The sequence below is a fragment of the Cryobacterium arcticum genome (assembly GCF_003185895.1).
Taxonomy (GTDB): domain Bacteria; phylum Actinomycetota; class Actinomycetes; order Actinomycetales; family Microbacteriaceae; genus Cryobacterium; species Cryobacterium arcticum.
In genome coordinates this window covers 193326-213868 of sequence record NZ_QHLY01000009.1, presented here as the reverse complement: position 1 = coordinate 213868, position 20543 = coordinate 193326, and the positions used below count along the sequence as shown (strand labels likewise).

21 protein-coding genes are annotated in these 20543 nt (G+C 68.2%); 10 read left to right on the top strand and 11 right to left on the bottom strand.

What is annotated here, in order from left to right:
* Positions 1-56: 56 nt before the first annotated feature.
* Genes CTB96_RS09045 through CTB96_RS09035 form a run of 3 tightly spaced genes read left to right on the top strand, consistent with a single transcriptional unit; the run spans position 57 to position 2975 of the window.
* Complete coding sequence (locus CTB96_RS09045) at positions 57-953, top strand: glycosyltransferase family 2 protein (RefSeq protein WP_110126593.1); 897 nt, start codon at positions 57-59, stop codon at positions 951-953.
* A 40-nt stretch (positions 954-993) separates the two neighbouring features.
* Positions 994-2010, top strand: a complete 1017-nt coding sequence (locus CTB96_RS09040; RefSeq protein ID WP_248283297.1) for a glycosyltransferase — start codon at positions 994-996, stop codon at positions 2008-2010.
* Positions 2007-2975, top strand: a complete 969-nt coding sequence (locus CTB96_RS09035; RefSeq protein ID WP_110126592.1) for an NAD-dependent epimerase/dehydratase family protein — start codon at positions 2007-2009, stop codon at positions 2973-2975. The genes CTB96_RS09040 and CTB96_RS09035 overlap by 4 nt, the downstream gene beginning before the upstream one ends.
* A gap of 195 nt (positions 2976-3170) precedes the next feature.
* Here CTB96_RS09035 and rfbA read toward each other — a convergent pair whose 3' ends face one another.
* Positions 3171-4037, bottom strand: coding sequence for a glucose-1-phosphate thymidylyltransferase RfbA (gene rfbA / locus CTB96_RS09030; protein WP_110126591.1), 867 nt, complete (start codon positions 4035-4037; stop codon positions 3171-3173).
* A gap of 3 nt (positions 4038-4040) precedes the next feature.
* Positions 4041-4649, bottom strand: a complete 609-nt coding sequence (locus CTB96_RS09025) for a dTDP-4-dehydrorhamnose 3,5-epimerase family protein (protein WP_110126590.1) — start codon at positions 4647-4649, stop codon at positions 4041-4043.
* A gap of 74 nt (positions 4650-4723) precedes the next feature.
* On the opposite strand from CTB96_RS09025, the gene rfbB reads away from it, so the two are divergent.
* The 3 genes from rfbB to CTB96_RS09010 are packed head-to-tail and all read left to right on the top strand — an operon-like array spanning position 4724 to position 7708.
* Positions 4724-5710 (top strand): dTDP-glucose 4,6-dehydratase, encoded by a 987-nt coding sequence (gene rfbB / locus CTB96_RS09020; RefSeq protein WP_110126589.1) that lies wholly within the window; start codon positions 4724-4726, stop codon positions 5708-5710.
* A 1-nt stretch (position 5711) separates the two neighbouring features.
* Entirely contained in the window at positions 5712-6566 is an 855-nt protein-coding gene (gene rfbD, locus CTB96_RS09015; protein WP_110126588.1) for a dTDP-4-dehydrorhamnose reductase, read from the top strand.
* Positions 6563-7708: a glycosyltransferase family 4 protein gene (locus CTB96_RS09010; protein ID WP_110126587.1), complete on the top strand. Its 1146-nt coding sequence runs from the start codon at positions 6563-6565 to the stop codon at positions 7706-7708. Before rfbD ends, CTB96_RS09010 begins: the two co-directional genes overlap by 4 nt.
* Positions 7709-7907: 199 nt before the next feature.
* Here the strand turns inward: CTB96_RS09010 and CTB96_RS09005 are convergent, their stop codons facing one another.
* From CTB96_RS09005 to CTB96_RS08995, 3 genes are all read right to left on the bottom strand, one after another.
* Positions 7908-9272 (bottom strand): LCP family protein, encoded by a 1365-nt coding sequence (locus CTB96_RS09005; RefSeq protein ID WP_110126586.1) that lies wholly within the window; start codon positions 9270-9272, stop codon positions 7908-7910.
* Complete coding sequence (gene purE, locus CTB96_RS09000) at positions 9269-9736, bottom strand: 5-(carboxyamino)imidazole ribonucleotide mutase (RefSeq protein WP_110126644.1); 468 nt, start codon at positions 9734-9736, stop codon at positions 9269-9271. The genes CTB96_RS09005 and purE overlap by 4 nt, the downstream gene beginning before the upstream one ends.
* Positions 9737-9822: 86 nt before the next feature.
* Positions 9823-10989: a 5-(carboxyamino)imidazole ribonucleotide synthase gene (locus tag CTB96_RS08995; RefSeq protein ID WP_110126585.1), complete on the bottom strand. Its 1167-nt coding sequence runs from the start codon at positions 10987-10989 to the stop codon at positions 9823-9825.
* Positions 10990-11128: 139 nt separating this feature from the next.
* On the opposite strand from CTB96_RS08995, the gene CTB96_RS08990 reads away from it, so the two are divergent.
* Entirely contained in the window at positions 11129-11653 is a 525-nt protein-coding gene (locus CTB96_RS08990; protein WP_345788778.1) for a GtrA family protein, read from the top strand.
* On the opposite strand, the gene CTB96_RS08985 is transcribed toward CTB96_RS08990, so the two are convergent.
* A complete protein-coding gene (locus CTB96_RS08985; protein WP_110126583.1) occupies positions 11612-12175 on the bottom strand; it encodes a PH domain-containing protein in 564 nt (187 codons plus the stop codon). The two genes, CTB96_RS08990 and CTB96_RS08985, sit on opposite strands and share 42 nt — an antisense overlap.
* Positions 12176-12213: 38 nt before the next feature.
* Positions 12214-13053 (bottom strand): biotin--[acetyl-CoA-carboxylase] ligase, encoded by an 840-nt coding sequence (locus tag CTB96_RS08980; RefSeq protein WP_110126582.1) that lies wholly within the window; start codon positions 13051-13053, stop codon positions 12214-12216.
* A gap of 174 nt (positions 13054-13227) precedes the next feature.
* Between CTB96_RS08980 and CTB96_RS08975 the strand changes: the two genes are divergently transcribed.
* The gene (locus CTB96_RS08975; RefSeq protein ID WP_110126643.1) at positions 13228-14826 is read left to right on the top strand and encodes an acyl-CoA carboxylase subunit beta; all 1599 of its coding nucleotides are present in this window, start codon (positions 13228-13230) and stop codon (positions 14824-14826) included.
* Positions 14827-14837: 11 nt separating this feature from the next.
* A complete protein-coding gene (locus tag CTB96_RS08970; protein WP_110126581.1) occupies positions 14838-15080 on the top strand; it encodes an acyl-CoA carboxylase subunit epsilon in 243 nt (80 codons plus the stop codon).
* A 321-nt stretch (positions 15081-15401) separates the two neighbouring features.
* Here CTB96_RS08970 and CTB96_RS08965 read toward each other — a convergent pair whose 3' ends face one another.
* From CTB96_RS08965 to CTB96_RS08950, 4 genes are read right to left on the bottom strand one after another with little or no spacing between them, the layout of a single operon-like run.
* Positions 15402-16463, bottom strand: coding sequence for a hypothetical protein (locus tag CTB96_RS08965; protein WP_110126580.1), 1062 nt, complete (start codon positions 16461-16463; stop codon positions 15402-15404).
* Entirely contained in the window at positions 16460-17734 is a 1275-nt protein-coding gene (locus tag CTB96_RS08960) for a sensor histidine kinase (protein WP_110126579.1), read from the bottom strand. Before CTB96_RS08960 ends, CTB96_RS08965 begins: the two co-directional genes overlap by 4 nt.
* A gap of 19 nt (positions 17735-17753) precedes the next feature.
* Positions 17754-18452 carry a response regulator transcription factor gene (locus tag CTB96_RS08955; protein ID WP_248283295.1) on the bottom strand — a complete coding sequence of 233 codons (699 nt, stop codon included), beginning with the start codon at positions 18450-18452 and terminating at the stop codon, positions 17754-17756.
* A 44-nt stretch (positions 18453-18496) separates the two neighbouring features.
* On the bottom strand, positions 18497-19810 hold the full coding sequence (locus CTB96_RS08950) for a class I SAM-dependent RNA methyltransferase (RefSeq protein WP_110126577.1): 1314 nt from the start codon (positions 19808-19810) through the stop codon (positions 18497-18499).
* A 45-nt stretch (positions 19811-19855) separates the two neighbouring features.
* Here CTB96_RS08950 and CTB96_RS08945 point away from each other — a divergent pair, with 45 nt between their 5' ends.
* A complete protein-coding gene (locus CTB96_RS08945; protein ID WP_110126576.1) occupies positions 19856-20512 on the top strand; it encodes a Maf family protein in 657 nt (218 codons plus the stop codon).
* The last annotated feature ends 31 nt before the right edge of the window (positions 20513-20543 follow it).

Here is a 20543-nt window from a genome sequence, read left to right as displayed (position 1 = left end):
GTCAGCCGGTATCGTGGTGGGGTAGTTTCCCCAACGAAACGAGCAACCACCTACATATGAGTATCAACTCGGCCCAGACCCCCTCCAGCCAGGACGAACCACTTGTCTCGATCGTGATTCCCGCTTACAACAATGCGGACTATCTCGACGACACGATGAAGTCAGTACTCGGCCAGACGTACACCAATCTCGAGGTGATCGTCTCCGACCACGCGTCCTCCGACGACACCTGGTCGGTGATGCAGCGATACAGCAGCGACCCGCGGGTCACCCTTCTGCATACCGAAGGCGGTGGCGGGGCGCTGCGCAACTGGAACCGGGTGAGCCAGGCGGCCACCGGCGAGTTGATCAAGCTGGTCTGCGGCGACGACCTGCTCTATCCGACGATCGTGGCCCAGCAGGTTGCCGCGCTTATCGCCGAACCTACGGCCGTCCTGGCCGCGTCTCCGCGCGACATCGTTGACGCCAACGGTGTGCCCGTGATCAAGAATCGTGGACTGGCGGGCCTGACCGGCGTGCACGACGGCACCGTGGCCGTGCGGAAGACCGTGACCTCAGGCACCAACATCTTCGGTGAACCCGGCTGCGTGATGATGCGCAGAAGCGTGTTGGAGAAGGTCGGCTGGTGGGACTCCCGCTGGCCGTACCTGATCGACGAGACCTCGTACTCGCTCGTGCTGCTCGAGGGCAAGTTCGTCGGCGTACCCGGCAGCCTCGCCGGCTTCCGCATCTCCGACAGCCAGTGGAGCGTGCGCCTGGTCGCCGAACAGGCCGCCCAGGCGATCGGTTTCCACAACTGGATGGCGAAGACCCGGCCCGACGTGGTGTCGAACACCGACCGGCTGATCGGCAATACTCGGGCACGGGTGATGGCCCAGGCTCGGCGGCTCGCCTATATCTGGCTCGGCCGGCGCATGTCGAAGGCGGTGAAGCCTGATGCCGCAAGCGTCTGATCCGGCCGGTGAAACCGGCCGTGTGATAGGTTCTGAACCCGTGACACTCCCCGCTGCAGTACCCGACGTCGCCGACCACAGCATCTCGATCGTCATCCCCGTGTACCAGGGAGAACGCACCCTCGGAACCGTCCTCAGCGAGATCGAACCGCTGACCCGGCTGAGCATCACTCCCGACGGTTACAGCTTCCAGGTCGAAGAAGTGCTGCTGGTCTTCGACCACGGGCCCGACGACTCCGCCGCGATCATCCGCGAGATCACCGAACAGTACCCGTTCGCTCGCGGCATCTGGCTGAGCAAGAACTTCGGCCAGCACGCCGCAACGCTCGCCGGGATGGCGTCCTCCGGCGGCGACTGGATCGTCACCCTGGACGAAGACGGCCAACACGACCCCCAGGCGATCGGCGGCATGCTGGATACCGCCATGCGCGAGCAGGCCAGCGTCGTCTACGCCAAGCCCACCAACCCGGCCCCGCACGGAGCGCTGCGCAACGCGGCGTCGAAGGGCGCCAAGTACCTGCTCACCAAGCTCTCCGGCTCCGGCGCCGCCGCCGACTACCAGAGCTACCGGTTGATGCTCGGCAACATCGGCCGCAGCGTGGCCGCGTACGCCGGCAGTGGCGTGTACCTCGACGTGGCCATCGGCTGGGTTGCCGCCCGTGTGACCACCTCCCCCGTCGAGCTTCGCGAGGAGGGCGAGCGGTCCAGTGGTTACTCTGCACGGCGCCTGTTCTCGCACTTCTGGCGCATGATCCTCACCACCGGCACGCGGGGCCTGCGCCTCGTGAGCGGGCTCGGCGTGGTCTTCGCCCTGATCGGCGTCGTGTTCGCCATCGTCATCTTCATCCAGCGGCTGGCCGGCGACATCGCCATTCAAGGCTGGGCCTCGCTGAGCGTGCTGGTACTCCTCAGCGCCGGGTTCATCCTGTTCTCGCTGGGCATCATCGCGGAATACATCGGGATCAACGTGAACATGGCCATGGGTAAGCCGCCGTACCTGATCACGACAGACCCGGCGAACGGGCCTCTCGGGCGGACGCGCAAAGCCGCCAAGTGACGACATACGCCTGGGTGATCGGCGCCCGCGGCCTGCTCGGCAGCGCCACCTCTGCGGCCATCGGGCGACGCAACGGGTGGGTTCTGCTGCCGGCTGAGCCCCTGCCCTGGGCCGACGACGACGCCCTGGTCGCCTCCGCCACGGCGACGGCCGAACAGCTGTTGCGCACCGCCGCCACCGACTCCGCCGACTGGGTGGTGCTCTGGTTGGCCGGCAACGCCGTCACGTCGACTCCCCCGCCGGCCATCGCCCAGGAACTGCACCAGCTCCGTCTCGTTCTTGACGCCGTCGGCACCACCGCAGGCGCGCACGGCACGGCCGCGCGCGGGGCCGTCTTCTACGCCTCGTCGGCCGGGGGCGTGTACGGCGGCTCCGAGCATCCGCCATTCGACGAGACCAGCACGCCGGTGCCGATCTCGGGCTACGGCCGGTTCAAGCTCGACGCCGAAGCCAGCCTGTTCGACTTCTCCCGGGCGTCGGGCGTCTCGGTGCTCGCCGGCCGGATCGCGAACCTCTACGGCCCCGGTCAGAAGCTCGGCAAGATGCAAGGCCTGATCTCGCACCTGGCCAAGGCTCAGTTCTCCCCCCGGCCGGCGTCGATCTTCGTGCCGCTGGAAACCATGCGGGACTACATCTTCGTGCGGGACTGCGCCGAGCTCGTGGTGGACTGCGTCGACCGGCTGCACGCCGTGACGGCTGCAGAAGGCCGCACCGAGGTGGTCAAGAACCTCGCCTCCGGGCAGGCCGTCACGATCAGCAACCTGCTCGGCCACATCCGCAGCCTGGCCAAGGGCAAGCCCAACGTGATGCTGGGCTACTCCGCCGAAGCATCGATGCAGGGCCTCGACCTGCGCATCACGTCGACGGTGTGGCCCGACCTGGACCAGCGGCAACTGACCAGCCTGCCGGCCGGCATCAAGGCGACCATGGACGACGTGCTCGCCCACATCCAGTCCGGCGGCTGACCACTCCCCGTCGGGCACATGGTCGCCCCTGACCTCGCGGCGCCAGCACACGAGAGGACAGTTGCGGCCAGTGACCAGGGCACACTACTGACCCCAACTGGCATCTCGGCAGATCACATGACTCAGGCCCCGTGGAGCGCATCCACGGGGCCTGAGGCGGTATGTCGGCGGGAACCTCAGCCGGCGAGAGTGCTGTTAGTCGGTCTTGAGCAGTCCGGCCAGGTAGACGCCGTAGCCGCTCTTGGCGAGCGGGGCGGCGAGCTTGCCGAGCTGGGCGTCGTCGATCCAGCCGGCGCGCCAGGCGATTTCTTCGATGCAGCCGATCTTGTGGCCCTGGCGGTCTTCGATCACGCGCACGTACTCGCTGGCCTGCATCATCGATTCGAAGGTGCCGGTGTCCAGCCAGGCGGTGCCGCGGTCCAGAACCTGCACGTGCAGGTTGCCCTGGTTGAGGTACCGCTCGTTGACGGTGGAGATCTCCAGCTCGCCGCGGGCGGAGGGTTCGATCGACTTGGCGATCTCGACGACGGAGTTGTCGTAGAAGTACAGGCCGGGAACCGCGTAGTTGCTCTTCGGCTTGACCGGCTTCTCTTCGATGGAGACGGCGGTGAAGTCGTCGTCGAACTCGACCACACCATAGGAGGTGGGGTTGGACACGTGGTACGCGAAGATCAGCGCGCCGTCGATGTCGGCGTTGTTGCGGAGGGCGGTACCCAGCCCAGCGCCGTGGAAGATGTTGTCACCGAGGACCAGGGCGACGCTGTCGTCGCCGATGAAGTCCTCACCGATGGTGAACGCCTGCGCCAGGCCGTCGGGTGAGGGCTGCACGGCGTACTCGAGCGTGAGGCCCAGCTCGCTGCCGTCGCCGAGCAGCGCCTTGAACTGGTCGTTGTACTCGGGGGTGGTGATGATGAGCACCTCCCGAATGCCGGCCATCATCAGCGTCGAGAGGGGGTAGTAGATCATCGGCTTGTCGTAGATCGGCATCAGCTGCTTGGAGATGCCCTTGGTGATCGGCCAGAGGCGTGTGCCAGAGCCGCCGGCGAGAATGATTCCGCGCATGGTCTAGTTCCGTTCGTTCAGCGAAGAGTAATAGGCACGAGCGGTCTCCCAGTCGGGGAGCAGCCCGCTCGCGGCGGCCTCGGCGAGGCTCGGGGCATCGGTGTCCTTGGGCGAGAGCAGCAGTTCGCCGGCCTCGGCCGGGAAGACCAGGCCCACCTCGGCGTCGAGCGGGTTGATGCCGTGCTCGGCGCCGACGGTGTAGGTGGAAGAGACCAGGTAGCTCACCGTGGCCTTGTCGGTCAGGGCGACGAAAGCGTGGCCGAGGCCTTCGGCCAGGTAGACGGCCTTGCGGTCGACGTCGTCCAGCAGCACGGAGTCCCACTGGCCGAAGGTGGGCGAACCGACCCGGATGTCGACGATGAAGTCGATGATGGCGCCGTGCGTGGCGGTGACGTACTTGGCCTGTCCCGGCGGGATGTCGGCGAAGTGGATGCCCCGCACAACGCCGCGGCTGGACACGCTGGTGTTGGCCTGGCGCAGGTCGAGGGGGTGCCCGATGGCCTCCGACAGCTTGTCGAAGCGATACCACTCGAGGAACACTCCCCGGTCGTCCCCGAACTGCTTGGGGGTCACCTCGTAGGAATCGGGCACGGAGAGTTCACGAATCTGCACGTTCGCCAGCCTAGCAAGGCGCGTCCAGTAGAATCACGGAGGCACCTTTACGCAAACGGAATGGTTACCTACATATGAAGATCCTCGTCACCGGCGGCGCCGGTTTCATCGGCTCGAACTTCGTTCGCCGTACCCTGCAGGACGCCTACCCTGGCCTCGAAGGCGCAGAGGTCGTCGTTCTCGACGCCCTGACCTACTCCGGCAGCCTGGAGAACCTCGCCCCCGTCGCCGATTCGCCCCGCTATACCTTCGTGCAGGGCGACATCCGCGACGGCGCGCTGCTCGACACCCTGTTCCCCGGCCTCGACGCCGTTGTGCACTTCGCCGCGGAGTCCCACGTGGACCGCTCCGTGCGGGACGCCTCGATCTTCGTCGAGACCAACGTGCTCGGCACCCAGCAGCTGCTCGACGCGGCCCTCCGCAACGACCTGCCCCGGTTCGTGCACGTCTCCACCGACGAGGTCTACGGCTCCATCGCCGAGGGCTCCTGGAACGAGGAGCGGGCGCTGGAGCCCAACTCCCCTTATTCCGCGTCGAAGGCCGGCAGCGACCTGCTCGCCCGCAGCTACCACCGCACCCACGGCCTGAACGTGTCGATCACGCGCTGCTCGAACAACTACGGCCCGTACCACTTCCCCGAAAAGGTCATCCCGCTGTTCGTGACCAACCTGATCGACGACCTGCACGTTCCCCTCTACGGTGAGGGCAACAACATCCGCGACTGGCTGCACGTGGACGACCACACCCGCGCTATCGCCATGGTGCTGGTCAAGGGCCGCGCCGGCGAGATCTACAACATCGGCGGCGGCACCGAGCTGACCAACGTCGAGCTCACCCAGCTGCTGCTGGACGCCACCGGCAAGGACTGGTCCTACGTCGACCGAGTCGCCGACCGTCTCGGCCACGACCTGCGCTATTCCGTGGACATCTCCAAGATCCAGGCCGAACTCGGCTACAGCCCCGAGGTGCCCTTCGCCCAGGGACTGGCCGACGTCGTGCAGTGGTACCGCGACAACCGCTCCTGGTGGGAACCGCTCAAGGCTCGCGCGGCGCTGAACTGACATGACCCGTTACCTGATCGCCGGCGCCGCCGGGATGCTCGGCCGCGACCTGCAGGACGCCCTCGCCGGGCGCGACGTGACGGCCGTTGACCGGTCCGAGCTGGACATCACCGACCTGGCCGCCGTTCGCGAGGCCGTGACCGGTCACGACGTGATCATCAACGCTGCCGCGTACACCGCCGTCGACGCGGCGGAAGAGAACGAGGCCGCCGCGTACCAGGTGAACGCCATCGGCGCCCGCAACCTCGCGATCGGTGCGGCCGCGGTCGGCGCCAAGCTGGTGCAGATCTCCACCGACTACGTCTTCGACGGCACTGGCACCAGCCCGTATCCCGAAGACACCGAGATCGATCCGCTGAACGCCTATGGCCGTACCAAGGCCGCCGGCGAACAGTTCGTGCTCGCGGAACACCCCACCGGCAGCTACATCGTGCGCACGGCCTGGCTCTACGGCGCCCACGGCCCCAACTTCGGCCGCACCATGCTCACCCTCGCCGCCGGCCGCGACACCGTCTCGGTGGTTGCCGACCAGTTCGGCCAGCCCACCTGGACCGTCGACCTGGCCTCGCAGATCGTGTCACTGCTCGACGCCGACGCCCCCGCCGGGATCTACCACGGCACCAACGCCGGGCAGACCAACTGGTTCGGCTTCGCCTGCGCCGTGTTCGCGGCCGCCGGGCTCGACCCCGAACGGGTGCTGCCCACCGACAGCACCCAGTTCGTGCGCCCCGCGCCGCGACCCACCTATTCGGTGCTCGGTCACGACGCCTGGGCACGCGCCGGCCTCAGCCCGATGCGGCCCTGGACCGACGCCCTCACGGACGCAGCGAAACACGGCGCGTTCACGGTCTCATGATCACCCTCAGGGTCATCGTCGACCAACTGGTCTCGCCGGTTCCCGGCGGGCTCGGCCGGTACACCGAGGAACTCACCCGGTCGTTGATCAGCACGGCTCCAACCGACTGTGTGGTCGAGGGAATCGTGTCGGCCAGCCCGGCCGAGCATTACGAGCAAATCGAGTCGGCTCTGCCCGGCCTCGCCGGCCTGCACAAAATGGCGCTGCCCCGGCGGGAGCTCTCCGCCGCCTGGCAGCTCGGTGTGGCCACGTCTGCCGGCCACGGGCTCGTGCACGCCCCCGGACTGTTCGCGCCGCTGCGCCGTCACGACCGGGCCAGGGACGAAACCCAGGTGGCCGTGACCGTGCACGATGTGCTCGCCTGGACGCATCCGGAAGCGCTGACCCCGACCACCGTCGCCCGCACCAAACTCATGCTCAAGCGCGCCCGCAAGTTCGCGGATGCCGTCGTGGTGCCCAGCCACGCCCTGGCCGACCAGCTGCGCGAGGTGATGGACTTCGGCGACCGCGTGCGCGTGATCGGCGGGGCCGTCAGCAGCAGCCTGGTGCTACCGACCAATTCCGCCGCCGCGGAGGCCATCGCCATCCGCCTGGGACTACCCAACGAGTACATCCTCACCGCCGGCACCCTCGAACCGCGCCGCGCCGTCACCGCCCTGATCGAAGCCCTCGGCCGCCCCGGCGCCGCGGACCTGCCCCTGATCGTGCTCGGACCGGATTCCTGGGGTGACCTCACCCTGGCGACGGTGGCGGACGAAGCGGGCCTCGCGCCCGACCGGGTTCGTTCCCTGGAGGGTCTGACCGACCAGGAACTCGCGCTGGTGATGTCTCGCGCCTCTGTGTTCGTCTACCCCAGCCTGGAAGAGGGCTTCGGACTGCCGATCATCCAGGCCTTCGCCTTCGGCACCCCCGTCATCCACTCCGACGCACCCGCGCTGGTCGAGGCCGGCGGCGACGCCGGGTTCACCGTTGAGCGGGACGACCCGGCCGGGTACCCGGAGCGTCTGGGCGCCGCCATCGACCGGGTGCTCGGCGACACCGAGCTGGCCGGCCGGCTGCGCATCTACGGCAGCGACCGGGCCAAGGCGTTCACCTGGCGCGACACCGCTGAGCGGGTCTGGCAGTTGCACGCGGACCTCTGACCCGCCTGTCCCGGGGGGTTCGCGCGACTGCCGCGGACTCCCCCGTTCCGCGAGAGCGGCCGTGTGGTCGCTTCAGCGCCGTGAGGTAGCCACACAACCGCTTTGGCGAACCCAATTTCCGCGAGAGCGGCCCAGTGGTCGCTTCACCGCGGTGAGGCAGCCACACAACCGCTTTCGCGAGCTGAGCGGAGGGACCGGGTTAGGGGGCCGGCGTCTCGGTGACGGGGTTCAGCGCCGCGTCGATGAGTCCGGCGATGTAGTCGTAGTCGGGGTCGGTCGGGTCGACACCGTTGTCTGGCACCAGTTCGACGGCACCGACCGGGAGTTCCTTGGTCTTGGTCGCGAGGTTGGTGAAGTAGCCGAGCATGCCCTGCGGCACATCGGTCTTGACGACCTGCTGGCCGGCCTGCGCCACACCCTGGAACTTGGTGAGCACGTTCGCCGGGTTGAACTGCTGCAGGATCGCGCCCTGCAGCACCCGCTGACGGGACATACGGTCGTAGTCGCTCGTGCCGTGCCGGGCCCGGCCGTACCAGAGGGCCGTGAAACCGTCCATGTGCTGCTGACCGGCTTCCACCCAACCCTCGACGTCGCTGAGGTCTTCTTCCTGGCCGCCGATCGGCAGCCGTTCCTCGACGTTGATGTCCACGCCGCCGAGGGCGTCGATGAGCTGGGAGAAGCCTTGCATGTCGATGAGCACGTAGTACTGGATGGTGAGACCGGTGACGCCGCTGGCGGCGTCACGCATGGCCTCGATGCCGGGTTCGCTGCCTTGCGCCACGGCATCCGGGTACATTTCCGGGCTCTTCAGCTCCACCTCGGTGTAGATCGAGTTGAGCTGGCAGACATCCACGTCGCAGGTGTCGTTGTAGCCGTAGCCGTTGGGATACGCCGCGTTCATCGGCGAGCCCGCCGGGAACGGCACATTCTCGAGGTCGCGCGGCAGACCGATGATGTCGGCCTTGCCGGTCTCGGCGTCGATGCTGACCACGGAGGTGCTGTCGGGGCGCAGACCCTCCCGGTCGGCGCCGGCGTCCCCGCCGAGCAGCATGATGTTGTACCGACCGTCGACCGGGGGCTCGGACGGCCCGGCGGTGAACACCGACGACAGGAAACCGCTGGCCGTGGTGGCGACGTAGGCGCCGTACCCCGCTGTTCCCGCGACGGCGACCATGACGACGGTGGCGAGCCCGGCGATGAACGGGCGGGCCTTGGGTCGAGCCTTGACCAGCCGCACCAGGCGGATGGTGTCGAAGGTCAGGATCACCCAGACCACGGCGTAGAAGACCATCACGGCGGCGATGGTCCACAGCCCGATGGAATTGGTGGCGATCGTGAGCATGATCTCAGGATTGAGCGCGTAGACCACGCCGGCGATCACCGCGAGGGTGAGGAAAGCGAGGGTGGCCCGCAGTCCGAACCGGCCGAGGCCCCGGCTGCCGGCGAGCACCTGGGCCGAGCCGGGGATGACGATGTTGAGCACGACGAGCCACCAGGCCCGGCGCGTCATGACCTGGCTGGAGCCGGAGTTCGGGTACCGGATCGGGCTGCTGGCGCTGGTCATAGCTTCGCTTGCAGGGCCGTGTTCTTCTGCTCCACCTGGTCGGCGAGGTCGGCGGCGTAACGCTCCAGCTGGAGGCGCAGGGAGTCGTCGGCGGTGGCGAGGATCTTGACCGCGATCAAGGCCGCGTTGCGCGCGCCGCCGATCGACACCGTGGCGACAGGCACGCCGGCCGGCATCTGCACAATGGAGAGCAGGGAATCGAGGCCGTCGAGCCGGCCCAACGGCACGGGAACACCGACCACGGGCAGGGTGGTCACGGCAGCGAGCATGCCGGGCAGGTGGGCGGCGCCGCCGGCTCCGGCGATGATGACCTTGAGGCCACGCGCCTGTGCCTCCTGGCCGTATCGGATCATCTTCTCCGGGGTGCGGTGCGCCGACACGACCTGCACCTCATGGGCGACGCCGAAGTCGGTCAGAAGCGCGGCGGCGTCGCTCATGACGTTCCAGTCGGAGTCCGACCCCATCACGACACCGACACGAACGGTGGGGTCGGGTACAGGGTCGGCTGCGGGAGTCACGGGGTTGTCTGGCACGGAGACGATCTTAGGCTTCAGTCCTGAAAAAACGCCGCAGTGGCACGCGCCTGGTAGGTGACAGTGTCCAGATCGGCACCGGATGCCGTCACATGACCGATTTTCCGGCCCGGACGGGGGTCTTTTCCGTAGTTGTGCACCTTCACGGTCGGCTGCTCGGCGAAGGCCGCCGGGTAACGATCGGCCATTGAGCCCTCCGACGGTCCGCCGAGCACATTCACCATCACCGACCACGGTTCGCGGAGTGCGGTGCCGCCCAGCGGCAGGTCGAGCACGGCGCGGAGGTGCTGTTCGAACTGGCTGGTGATCGAGCCGTCGATCGACCAGTGGCCGCTGTTGTGCGGTCGCATGGCCAGCTCATTGACGAGCAGCCGGCCGTCGGTGGTCTCGAAGAGTTCCACAGCGAGCACACCGGTCACGCCGATGCCGTTCGCCACCCGCTCGGCGATGTCAGCGGCCAGGTCGCTGAGTCGCCCGGCCGACTTCGGCGCGGGCGCGATGACCTCGGCGCACACCCCGCCGAGCTGAACGGTCTCCACGACCGGCCAGATCGCGATCTCACCGGATGGGCGCCGGGCGACGACCTGGGCCAGTTCGCGGCGGAAGTCGACGAGTTCCTCCACCAGCAGGGCGCCGTCGTTGCCGTCTTCGGCGAGCGCGAGGAACCAGTCGTCGGCCTCGTGGGCGTGGGAGACCACCCGCACCCCCTTGCCGTCGTATCCGCCGCGGGCGGTCTTCACGACGGCGCGGCCACCGTGGTCGGCGAGGAAAACGGCCAGCTCATCGGCATCGGTGACGCTGGCCCAGTCGGGCACCGGCAGCCCGAGCTCGGCGAGGCGCTTGCGCATCAACAGCTTGTCCTGCGCGTAGAGCAGGGCGTCGGGGCCGGGGTGCACGGCGACGCCCCGCGCCACCAGTTCCTTCAACACGGCCTGGGGTACGTGCTCGTGGTCGAAGGTGACCACATCGACGGTCTCGGCGAAGGCGAGCACCGTCGCCAGATCCCGGTAGTCCCCCACCGAAGCCGCGGCGAGTTCAGCGGACATCCCGTCGGCTTCGGCGAGAACCCGGATATCAACGCCGAGGTTCACCGCTGCAGGAATCATCATGCGGGCCAACTGGCCTCCGCCGATCACGCCAACGATCGTGCTCATCTGTTCACCAATTTCTGTGCGAGCGTTCATCCCGAGGGCTACGAACTCTCAGGATGGGAAAAATGCCGCGTCGTAGACTGCGAAAGAAGCGCGTTATCCCGCTCCATGTTCTATTTTCACTTATCGACCGGACGGATGCATGTCGAGAATGACGCTCAGGAAGCATCGTGTGCTCGCATTCGGTGCGCAGCTCGCCAAGTTCGGCATGGTGGGGCTGGTCGGCTTCGCCGTCGACATCACGGTCTTCAACCTGTTGCGGGCCACGGTCTTCTCACCGGAGGCGCTGGACTCCGGCCCGATCTGGGCGAAGGTGGTCTCCACAGTCCTGGCGATCCTGACCAACTGGGTGGGTAACCGCTACTGGACGTTCTCCAAGAACCGGCAGTCGCAGACGCTGCGGGAGGGCCTGGAGTTCTTCGCGGTGAGCCTGGTCGGCATGGGCATCGGACTGGCCTGCCTGTGGGTGAGCCACTACCTGCTCGGCTACACCAGCGTCGTCGCCGACAACATCTCCTCGAACGTGATCGGGCTGGCGCTCGGCGCGGTCTTCAGGTTCACGCTCTATCGCTACTGGGTGTTCTCGCCGTCCCGTCGGGCCCCCACCACGACGGCGACCCCGGTTCCCGCTACCGGTTCGACGGCCGCGTTACGGCTACCGGCCGGTCCAGAACGAGGTCTCGTTCCCGAGCGCTGACTGCTCCTGGCGTCTGGCACCCATCACGGTCTGGGACTGTTCCGACAGATCGGCGAGCACCTGCTGCACCAGGCCCGCGTCCGGCACGTCCCTGAGTTCGAGGGGGTGCTCGAGGCCGGAGTTGATGCGCACGGTGCCGGAGCGGAACAGCGACTGCAGCCAGGTTCGGCGCACGCTCACGTCATACCCTCGGCTGTGCAACAGTTCCTGGCGCACGTGCACGAAGATGCCGTGCACGAAGATGATGCGCCGGGTGGTGAGGGTGTACCGCCGGGTCAGCCAGGACACCAGCGGCAGCAGCCAGAACAGCACGACCAGCACCGCCGCCGCCACGAGCACCAGGGTGTTCTGCCAGGGCTCCGGCAGGCTGCCGAAGTAGTAGCCGGTGACGGCACAGACGCCGATGAGGAGCAGGGTAGGCCAGAACAGCGCCCGCGCGTGCGAGCGCAGCCGGGCGAGCACCACTTCTGGCGCCTGCACCGGCGGGGGCAGGCCGGGTGTCGTGCTCGCTGGGTTGGTCATAACCCATTAATACATCAGTTGCGTCGGCCGTCGGCCGGTCAGTACCGCAGGTGGGTGACGTCGCCCGCGGCGACGGCGGTGGGCTCCCCCGTCGCCTGGTCCTCGACGATCAGTCGGCCGTCTGCATCCAGGGCCACCGCGGTGCCGACCAGGTCGTGGCCGCCGGGCAGTTCCACCCTCACCGGGGCACCCAGGGTGCCGCAGAGCGCGCTGACCTCGGCGTGCAACCCGCTGGCGACCGGATCGGCGCCGGCAGCGAGGAACACGCCGGTGAGGTCGCGCAGTTCGGTCAGGTAAGCGGCGAGGACGGCATCGGGGTCGGGCGCCACCCCGGTCACCAGCAGCAGCGAGGTGGAGGTGAGGGTGGGCAGGTCGTGTTCGTCAAGGGCGAGGTTGAGACCGGCACCGACGCACACCCCGCTCAGGTCGGGCAGAAGCTCGGTGAGGATGCCGGAGACCTTGTACCCGTCGATCAACACGTCGTTGGGCCATTTCAGGGTGACCTCGTGCCGGGGTGCCTCGTCCTCCCCCGCCGTCGTGGGCGGCGTCGCCGCGGCAACGACAGAGCGCACGGCCCGGGTCATGGCGGCGCCGGCCAGCAACGGGATCCAGCCGAACCGGTTGGCCGGCAAGGCACCGTCGGCCAGGCGCGGCCGCAGCAACACCGAGATCGCCAACGCCTTGCCGCTGGGGGCCGACCAGCTACGGCCGAGCCGGCCACGGCCGCTGGTCTGGTTGTCGGTCACGATCACCGACAGGTCCGGCCAGCCGGAGGCATCCGGACCGGTCGCGCGGGTCACCAACACGTCGTTGGTCGACCCGGCCTCTGCCAGGTACTCAAACCGTGCCCCGATGCCGCGGCTGCTCGGAAACTCCATCACTCACGCCTCTTCTCACCCCGACCGGGATTCATAACTCCTGCAATTCTGCCCAGTTTGGGAGCCGACCGGGGATTCCGGCCGGCCGAGCGCGGAATTGCAGTAGCTACGGGCGGCCGGCTGAGGCCGTTGGACTCTGGGGGCCGGTGAGGCGGGGCCGGTAGAGTGAACGGCGTGACTGAGAACTCGACCGGACCTGACCTGTACACAACGGCGGGCAAGCTCGCCGACCTCAAACTGCGCTACCACGAGGCCGTCACGGCCAGTGGTGAGGCTGCGATTGAGAAGCAGCACGCCAAGGGCAAGATGACCGCCCGGGAGCGGGTGGCCGAGCTGCTCGACGAGGGCTCGTTCGTGGAACTCGACGAGTTCGTGCGGCACCGCACCGTGGCGTTCGGCATGGAGAAGAAGCGCCCGTACGGCGACTCCGTCGTCACCGGCACCGGCACCATCCACGGCCGCCAGGTGGCCGTGTACTCCCAGGACTTCACCATCTTCGGCGGGTCGCTCGGCGAGGTCGCCGGCGAGAAGATCATCAAGGTGATGGACCTGGCCCTCAAGACCGGCGTACCGATCATCGGCATCCTCGACTCCGGCGGAGCGCGCATCCAGGAGGGTGTCGTGGCGCTGGGCAAGTACGGCGAGATCTTCCGCCGCAACACCGCGGCATCCGGGGTCATCCCGCAGATCTCGATCATCTGCGGCCCCGCGGCCGGCGGCGCGGTGTACTCCCCCGCCCTGACCGACTTCGTGATCATGGTCGACAAGACCAGCCAGATGTTCGTCACCGGCCCCGACGTGATCAAGACCGTCACCGGCGAAGACGTGGGCATGGAGGAGCTCGGCGGTGCGCTCACGCACAACTCGGTCTCCGGCGTGGCGCACTACCTGGCCAGCGACGAATCCGACGCGCTCGACTACGCGCGCACCCTGCTGGGCTTCCTGCCAGACAACAACCTTGCCGAGCTGCCCGTCTTCGACAGCGAGGTCGAACTCGAGACCACGGATGCCGACCTCAAGCTCAACACGCTGATCCCGGATTCGCCCAACCAGCCGTACGACGTGAAGACCGTGATCGAGCACATCGTCGACCACGGCGACTTCCTCGAGACCCAGCCGCTGTTCGCGCCGAACATCGTCGTGGGCTTCGCCCGCATCGAGGGCCGCAGCGTCGGTATCGTCGCCAACCAGCCCAACGCGATGGCCGGAACCCTCAACATCCCGGCCGGCGAGAAGGCCGCCCGGTTCGTGCGGTTCTGCGATGCGTTCTCGATCCCGATCCTCACCCTGGTCGACGTGCCCGGCTTCCTGCCCGGCACCGACCAGGAGTGGACCGGCATCATCCGCCGCGGCGCGAAGCTGCTCTACGCGTACGCCGAGGCCACCGTTCCGCTGATCACCGTGATCCTGCGCAAGGCCTACGGCGGCGCGTACATCGTGATGGGCTCCAAGCAGCTCGGCGCCGACATCAACCTGGCCTGGCCGACCGCCGAGATCGCCGTGATGGGCGGCCAGGGCGCCGTGAACATCCTCTACCGGGCCGAGATCAAGAAGGCCGAGGACGGCGGCGAGGATGTCGCGGCCGTGCGCAGCCGACTGGCGAACGAGTACACCTACAACGTGGCAAGCCCGTTCCTCGCCGCCGAGCGCGGCGAGCTCGACGGGGTCATCGAACCCGCGGCAACGCGGGTGTCGGTCGTGAAGGCGCTGCGGGCGCTGCGCACCAAGCGGGCCAGTCTGCCGGCGAAGAAGCACGGGAACATCCCGCTCTAGGGCGGCACGCCATGACCAGTCCAGAGACCCAGAACAGCTTCGACCCGGCCGACCTAACCTTCGTCACCAGCGGGGTGACCGACCAGGAGGCGGCCGCGGTGACGGCGGTGCTCAGGGCGCTGCTGCGCGCCGAATCCGACACCCTGCACGCCGCCACTCCGCACGGTGCCAAAACGGCCTGGCAGGACAGCCAGCGGCCGTTGCGCACCGCCTTGGCCCGTGGCGAGGGACGCTGGCGCGGCTTCGGCGTCTAGCCGGTTCCCACTGTCCCCCTAAATGACGACTTTCCAGTGTCACGCCGGGGCACCATCATAGTTATTGCTGGGTGTTGCCTTCGGGTAAACACCACCAATCATTCGCCGACTAGGGTAAGCAGGCGAATGTGTTGGGGGCGCGTCAGGGCGACATTCGGGTTGTCGCCCCGACACGGAATGTCGGAAGGGGACCGCCTCAGGGTTGGTCCCCTTTCGCATGTCCGGTTGAGGATAGACCCTCCCGGACACCCGCCACGGCTCGTCCGTGTTCCGGAGCTCGTCAGTGTTCGGGCGAGAACCTGCGGGTTGGCCGGACGCAGCTCAGTGCCGGCGCGTGGCCCGGCCCACGGTCTCGCCGAGGGCGTGACTGGCGCGCGGGATCTCCAGCCACAGGTCGACTTCTTCGTCGGGGGAATCCTGGCCGAGCGCGCTCAACCGCGGGTCCGGACTGTTGATGCCCACAACGGTCACTGCGGTGCCGGAGCCGTCGGCCGCGGTGCGGGCGATGATCGTCGCGGCCGTGGTGGCGGCCATCGCATCGGCCAGCGTGTTGAGCACGACCTCGAGGTCGGCACCATCCAGGTCGTCGATGCCCCCCTCGTCGAGCAGGGTCACGATCGCACCACGGCGCCTGGCCGACATGACCTCGCGGCGAACAGCGTCGTTGAGCAACTTGCGTCCGCGGATCTCGTCCCGGATGGCGCCCTCGAGGTAGCGGCATTCCTGGCGCTGCGCCTCGCTCAGGCTGCCGCCCTCCTGGATGATGCGCCGCAGCATCGGCGCCGCCAGGCGGATGGTCTGGGCCAGGCGCACCTGCCGCTCATAGAGGTGCGCCTCCTGCGCAGCCTGCCACTCGGTCGCCTCACGTTCGGCGAGGCCGTACTGCCGAGCGTCCCGGCCGGCCTTGGCCAGCGACCTGGACAGCATGACGGCCACGAGCACCCACACCATGCTGCCGATCACACCCATCGACGCGAGAGCGCCTGGGCCCGCCCAGACGATCGTGTGGGCGAAGAGGAAGCCGACCCCCGCCCAGGCCAGGGTCGCGCGCCTGCGGGTGGCTGTGATGGTCATCAGGGTACCTACCGCGGCGACGTACCAGGTGGCGTAGCCGTTGTCGCTGACCGAACCATCCAGCTGGCTGCCCACGAGCAACGGCACGGCGATACACACGGCCACATTGAAGAAACCCAGCCACAGCGACATCCGGGCGGGGCTGGTGGGCCACAGGCTCATCGCCGTGGCGACCGCGTAGAGCACGATTGCGATCAGGGGCGGCACCGGTGAGGTCGGCGCATCCAAGGAGTACAACGCCAAGATCACGTGATAACTGGAGAACAGCGCGGCGAGCGAGAGCACCAGGCCGCGGGGAACGGTGATCATTCGTCGTTCCCGCCGTCACCCAGAGGCCACTCGATCAGGATCGAGGTGCCCCGGCCGATGCCGCTCTGCACATGCACCACACCGCCGGCCGTCGCCACTCGTTCCCGGATGGAAATGCGCAGGCCGAGGCGTTCGCTGGGCACAGCGGACGGGTCGAACCCGACGCCGGAGTCGGCGATCTCGATGGTGCAGCCACCGAGCAGATTCGAATTCATCCGAACGCTTCTGGCGACACGTTCTCCCGGCGCACCGGCGTGCTGGATGCTGTTGACGATGGCCTGCGCACTGGCGGAGTAGAGCGCCTCACTGGCGTGCGCCGGAAGACTGAGATTCTCGGCCTCACAGTCGATGAACTCGATCGGCTCGTCGAACCGATCGGCCATGGCGCGGATGCGGTCTTTCAGCGTCGCGAACGGCACCATGTTCTCGTCGTTGGCCGGAATGGAACCCGCCTCGTTGAGCTGGGTGATGGCATCCCTGGCCATGCCGGCGGCGAGTTCCGACGCTTTCGGAGTGCTTGCGGCGGCAGCCGAGAGCAGGGCGGCGAGCACGCTGTCGTGCACGATGGCATCGACCTGCACCCGCTCGACCTCGGTGGCGTGCTGGCGCACCGCGGCGGAGTAGGTGTGCAGGGCGTTGGTCTGCGCTGTGTCCACGGCGGCGGTGGCCTGCCGCAGCATGGTGATGATGATGAGCACCACCTGGCCCAGCAGGATGGCGTAGAACGCGTCGAGGGCGCCGAGCATCGGGTCTGCTCCGCCGCCGGCGGGCAGCACCCGCACGATGCCGTAGGTGATCGGCGCCAGCAGTGTGTAGGTCATCGCCCACCACAACGGGAACGAGACGGCCGCGCAGGACGTGGCGACGGTACAGAGGTACCAGAGCCACGGCTTGCCGTCGAGCACGCCATCCGGCGTGTTCAGCAGTGCGGGCCAGGCGATCAGCGCAACCAGGTAGAGCACCGCGAACATCCCGCTGGTGAAGATGATGAAACGCTTCACCAGGGTGGCGATGATCGCGATGCCGAGCCCGCCGAAAATCGCGACGGTCAGGGCGATCCCGATACCGGGCCTCAGACTGTCCAGCTGGTCGAGCATGGCCGGATAGGTCTGCAGGGCGAAGATCAGGCCGACACCGCCGACCGCGCGGGACACGACCCGTTCGATCTGGGCCCGGCTGATCGGTTTGCGGGGCTGGCGCGACTCGTTGAGCAGGTCAGCGCCGAGCTGGTCAGGGGCAACCCTGGATGGGGACAACCTGAAGGACCGCATCGGCGCGGCCTCCGCAGGTCTAGCCGCGACCATCCCCGCCATCCGGGTCGAGCCCAGGCAGGATGCCATCTTCGACGGCGCGCCGGAGCAGGTCGACCTTGGTGGGGGCGGGGCGACCCACTTCCACGTACTTCACCCGGATGCGGTCGAGGTACTCCCTCGCGGTGGAGTGGGCGATGCCCAGCTGCATCGCGACCATCTTCAACGGCAGGCCGGACGCGTACAGGTGCAGCACATCGCGTTCGCGGCGGCCGAGCTGGGCCTTGGCGAAGTCTCGGTCGGCGTCGATCGCCGTGGCCCACTCGAGGTTGTTCAGCACGTCACCACGGGCGACGGAGGCAACGGCGGCCATCACGGTGGTGGTCGGAGACGACTTGGGGATGACGCCGGCCGCGCCGGCCGCGAGGGCCTCGCGAACCAGGGCGACTCGGTCGGCGATGCTGTGCACGAGCACCGAAGCGCCGGTGCTGCGGGCCAGGTGCACATTGTCGGTGACCAGGGAGCCGTCGCCGAGCGACAGGTCGAGCACGATCACATCCACTTCACGCCCACCGATGCCGTCAACGAGCTCACGCACCGTGGCCGCGGCGAAGATCACGTTGAACCCGGCGTTCTCGCAGGCCGCCTTGATGCCGAGCCGGACCGACTCGTGGTCGTCGGCGATTCCGACGCGAACGGGGTGGTCGACCACGTCGGGCGCTGCAGCAAGCTCGGTCACGATTGCATCCATCTGTCGTTATTCGGTGTCTGGGCTAAGACTAGCTATTTGGTGAGTAGGGCGATGGCCTCGATGTGGTGGGTATTCGGGAACAAGTCGAACGCCCGCAGGGTGGACAACGTGTAACCGTGCCCCGCGAACAGGGCGACGTCGCGGGCGAGGGCGATCGGATCGCAGGCCACATAGACCACCTGGGCGGGACCCAGGAGGGCCAGCTTGTCGACAACGTCGGCGCCGGCGCCGGAGCGGGGCGGGTCGAGGATCACCGTTGCAGCCTGCTGACGACCCCGGTCGGCGGCGGTCGCATCGCGGGTGAGACCGGCCAGGAACCTGTCGACCCTGTCGGTGTGGGCGCTGGCACCGACCCATTCGGCGAGGTTCTCGGCGGCGAACCCGGTGGCCTGGGCGTCGCTCTCCACCGACGTGATGCGCACGTCGGGGCCGAACTTCTCGCCGACGGCCGCGGCGAGCAGGCCCACCCCGCCGTAGAGGTCGAGGTTGGCGGCCTTGGGGTCGAACCGGTCGGGGTCGATGGCCTCCTGAACGGCGGCGAAGAGGGTTTCGGCGGCGCGGGCGTGTACCTGCCAGAACCCGGCGGCGTCGAGCCGGAACTCGCGGTCGCCGACGAGCTCGGTGATCGGCTTGGGCGCGGTGCGGCGCCGACGGCCCTTGTCGTCCTGTTCGGCGACGAGGATCTGCACGTCTCCGGTGCTGGGGGCGATGACGTCGACGGATGCGGCGCCGGCGAAGAGGCGGTCCAACGGCGCGGCCATCTCCAGCGCGTGCACCGCCAGGGGCAGATCGTCGACGGGGATCACCCGGTGCGACCGGGCCGCGTACGGGCCCACAATGCCGCTCTCGGTGACGTGCAGGCGCACCCTGGTGCGCCAGCCGGTGCCGTCCATGGCGTCGCCGGGGGACGCATCCGCCGCCACCGGAACAGCCTCGACGGCGACGTCGGAGTCGATGCCGGCCATGCGGTGCAGGGCGTCGGTGAGAACCTGACGCTTGAGTTCGCGCTGGTGGCCGAGCTCGATGTGGCCGAACTCGGCGCCGCCGGCGCGGTCGGCCGGGTCACGGTCGAGAGCCGCGGCGGCCCAGATGTGCGGCTGGCGTTCGGGGGCGGCCTCGAGGACCTCGACGGTCTCCGCGCGCCAGAAGCTCTTCTTGTTGGCGTCAGTCAGCCGCACGCGCACCCGCTCGCCGGGCATGGTGTCGCTCACGAACACCACCCGGCCCTCGTGCCGGGCAACGAAGATGCCGCCGTGGGCTACGTTGGTGACGTCGAGCTCAAGCTCAGTGCCGATCTCGCCTTCGGGAATGCTCGAACTCGGCTGACGATTAGTGTTGGTGCCCATCCATTGAGCATCCCACATCGCCTCCCGGCACGCACGAAGGGTCCCATGCGCCTCTACCTCGCCTCCACTTCCCCCGCCCGCCTCGCGCTGCTGCGCCAGACCGGCATCGAGCCGGTGACGGTCTCCCCCGACGTCGACGAGGATGCGGCCGCGGCCGCGGGTGCGGCGCGCGCGGGCGCTCCCCTCGCGCCGGTACAGCTGGTGGAGCTGTTGGCCAGGGCGAAGGCCGAGGCCGTGGTCGCCGCAGGCTCGACCGACGGGCCGGCCATCGACGGGCTCGTGCTCGGCGGCGACTCGGTCTTCGTGCTCGACGACGTGATCTACGGCAAGCCGCACACCCCGGCGAAGGCGAAGGAGCGCTGGCTGGCGCAGCGCGGCCGCACCGGCGTGTTGTATTCCGGCCACTGGCTGATCGAACACACGGGTGGGCGGCCGGGCCGGGCCGTCGGCGCCGTCGCGCAGGCGTCGGTGACGTTCGCCGACGACATGCCGGATGCCGAGCTCGACGCCTACATCGCAACGGGAGAACCGCTCTATGTCGCGGGTGCTTTCACCATCGACAGTCTCGGCGCGCCGTACATCAGCCGGATCGACGGCGACCCGTCCACGGTGGTGGGGCTGTCACTGCCGACACTGCGCAGATTGGTGCGCACGCTGGGCTATGACTGGCCGAGCCTGTGGAATCGGCCCGGCGCGATCTGAGCAGAATTCAGGGCCACCGAGAGGCGCTTGT

Bases quoted from the DNA above. Each gene is read 5' to 3' on its own strand.
- CTB96_RS09045 (WP_110126593.1), top strand. From the start codon at position 57: ATGAGTATCAACTCGGCCCAGACCCCCTCCAGCCAGGACGAACCACTT.
- rfbA (WP_110126591.1), bottom strand. From the start codon at position 4,037: ATGCGCGGAATCATTCTCGCCGGCGGCTCTGGCACACGCCTCTGGCCG.
- rfbB (WP_110126589.1), top strand. From the start codon at position 4,724: ATGAAGATCCTCGTCACCGGCGGCGCCGGTTTCATCGGCTCGAACTTC.
- rfbD (WP_110126588.1), top strand. From the start codon at position 5,712: ATGACCCGTTACCTGATCGCCGGCGCCGCCGGGATGCTCGGCCGCGAC.
- CTB96_RS09010 (WP_110126587.1), top strand. From the start codon at position 6,563: ATGATCACCCTCAGGGTCATCGTCGACCAACTGGTCTCGCCGGTTCCC.
- CTB96_RS09005 (WP_110126586.1), bottom strand. From the start codon at position 9,272: ATGACCAGCGCCAGCAGCCCGATCCGGTACCCGAACTCCGGCTCCAGC.
- purE (WP_110126644.1), bottom strand. From the start codon at position 9,736: ATGGGGTCGGACTCCGACTGGAACGTCATGAGCGACGCCGCCGCGCTT.
- CTB96_RS08995 (WP_110126585.1), bottom strand. From the start codon at position 10,989: ATGAACGCTCGCACAGAAATTGGTGAACAGATGAGCACGATCGTTGGC.
- CTB96_RS08985 (WP_110126583.1), bottom strand. From the start codon at position 12,175: ATGACCAACCCAGCGAGCACGACACCCGGCCTGCCCCCGCCGGTGCAG.
- CTB96_RS08980 (WP_110126582.1), bottom strand. From the start codon at position 13,053: ATGGAGTTTCCGAGCAGCCGCGGCATCGGGGCACGGTTTGAGTACCTG.
- CTB96_RS08970 (WP_110126581.1), top strand. From the start codon at position 14,838: ATGACCAGTCCAGAGACCCAGAACAGCTTCGACCCGGCCGACCTAACC.
- CTB96_RS08965 (WP_110126580.1), bottom strand. From the start codon at position 16,463: ATGATCACCGTTCCCCGCGGCCTGGTGCTCTCGCTCGCCGCGCTGTTC.
- CTB96_RS08960 (WP_110126579.1), bottom strand. From the start codon at position 17,734: ATGCGGTCCTTCAGGTTGTCCCCATCCAGGGTTGCCCCTGACCAGCTC.
- CTB96_RS08950 (WP_110126577.1), bottom strand. From the start codon at position 19,810: ATGGGCACCAACACTAATCGTCAGCCGAGTTCGAGCATTCCCGAAGGC.
- CTB96_RS08945 (WP_110126576.1), top strand. From the start codon at position 19,856: ATGCGCCTCTACCTCGCCTCCACTTCCCCCGCCCGCCTCGCGCTGCTG.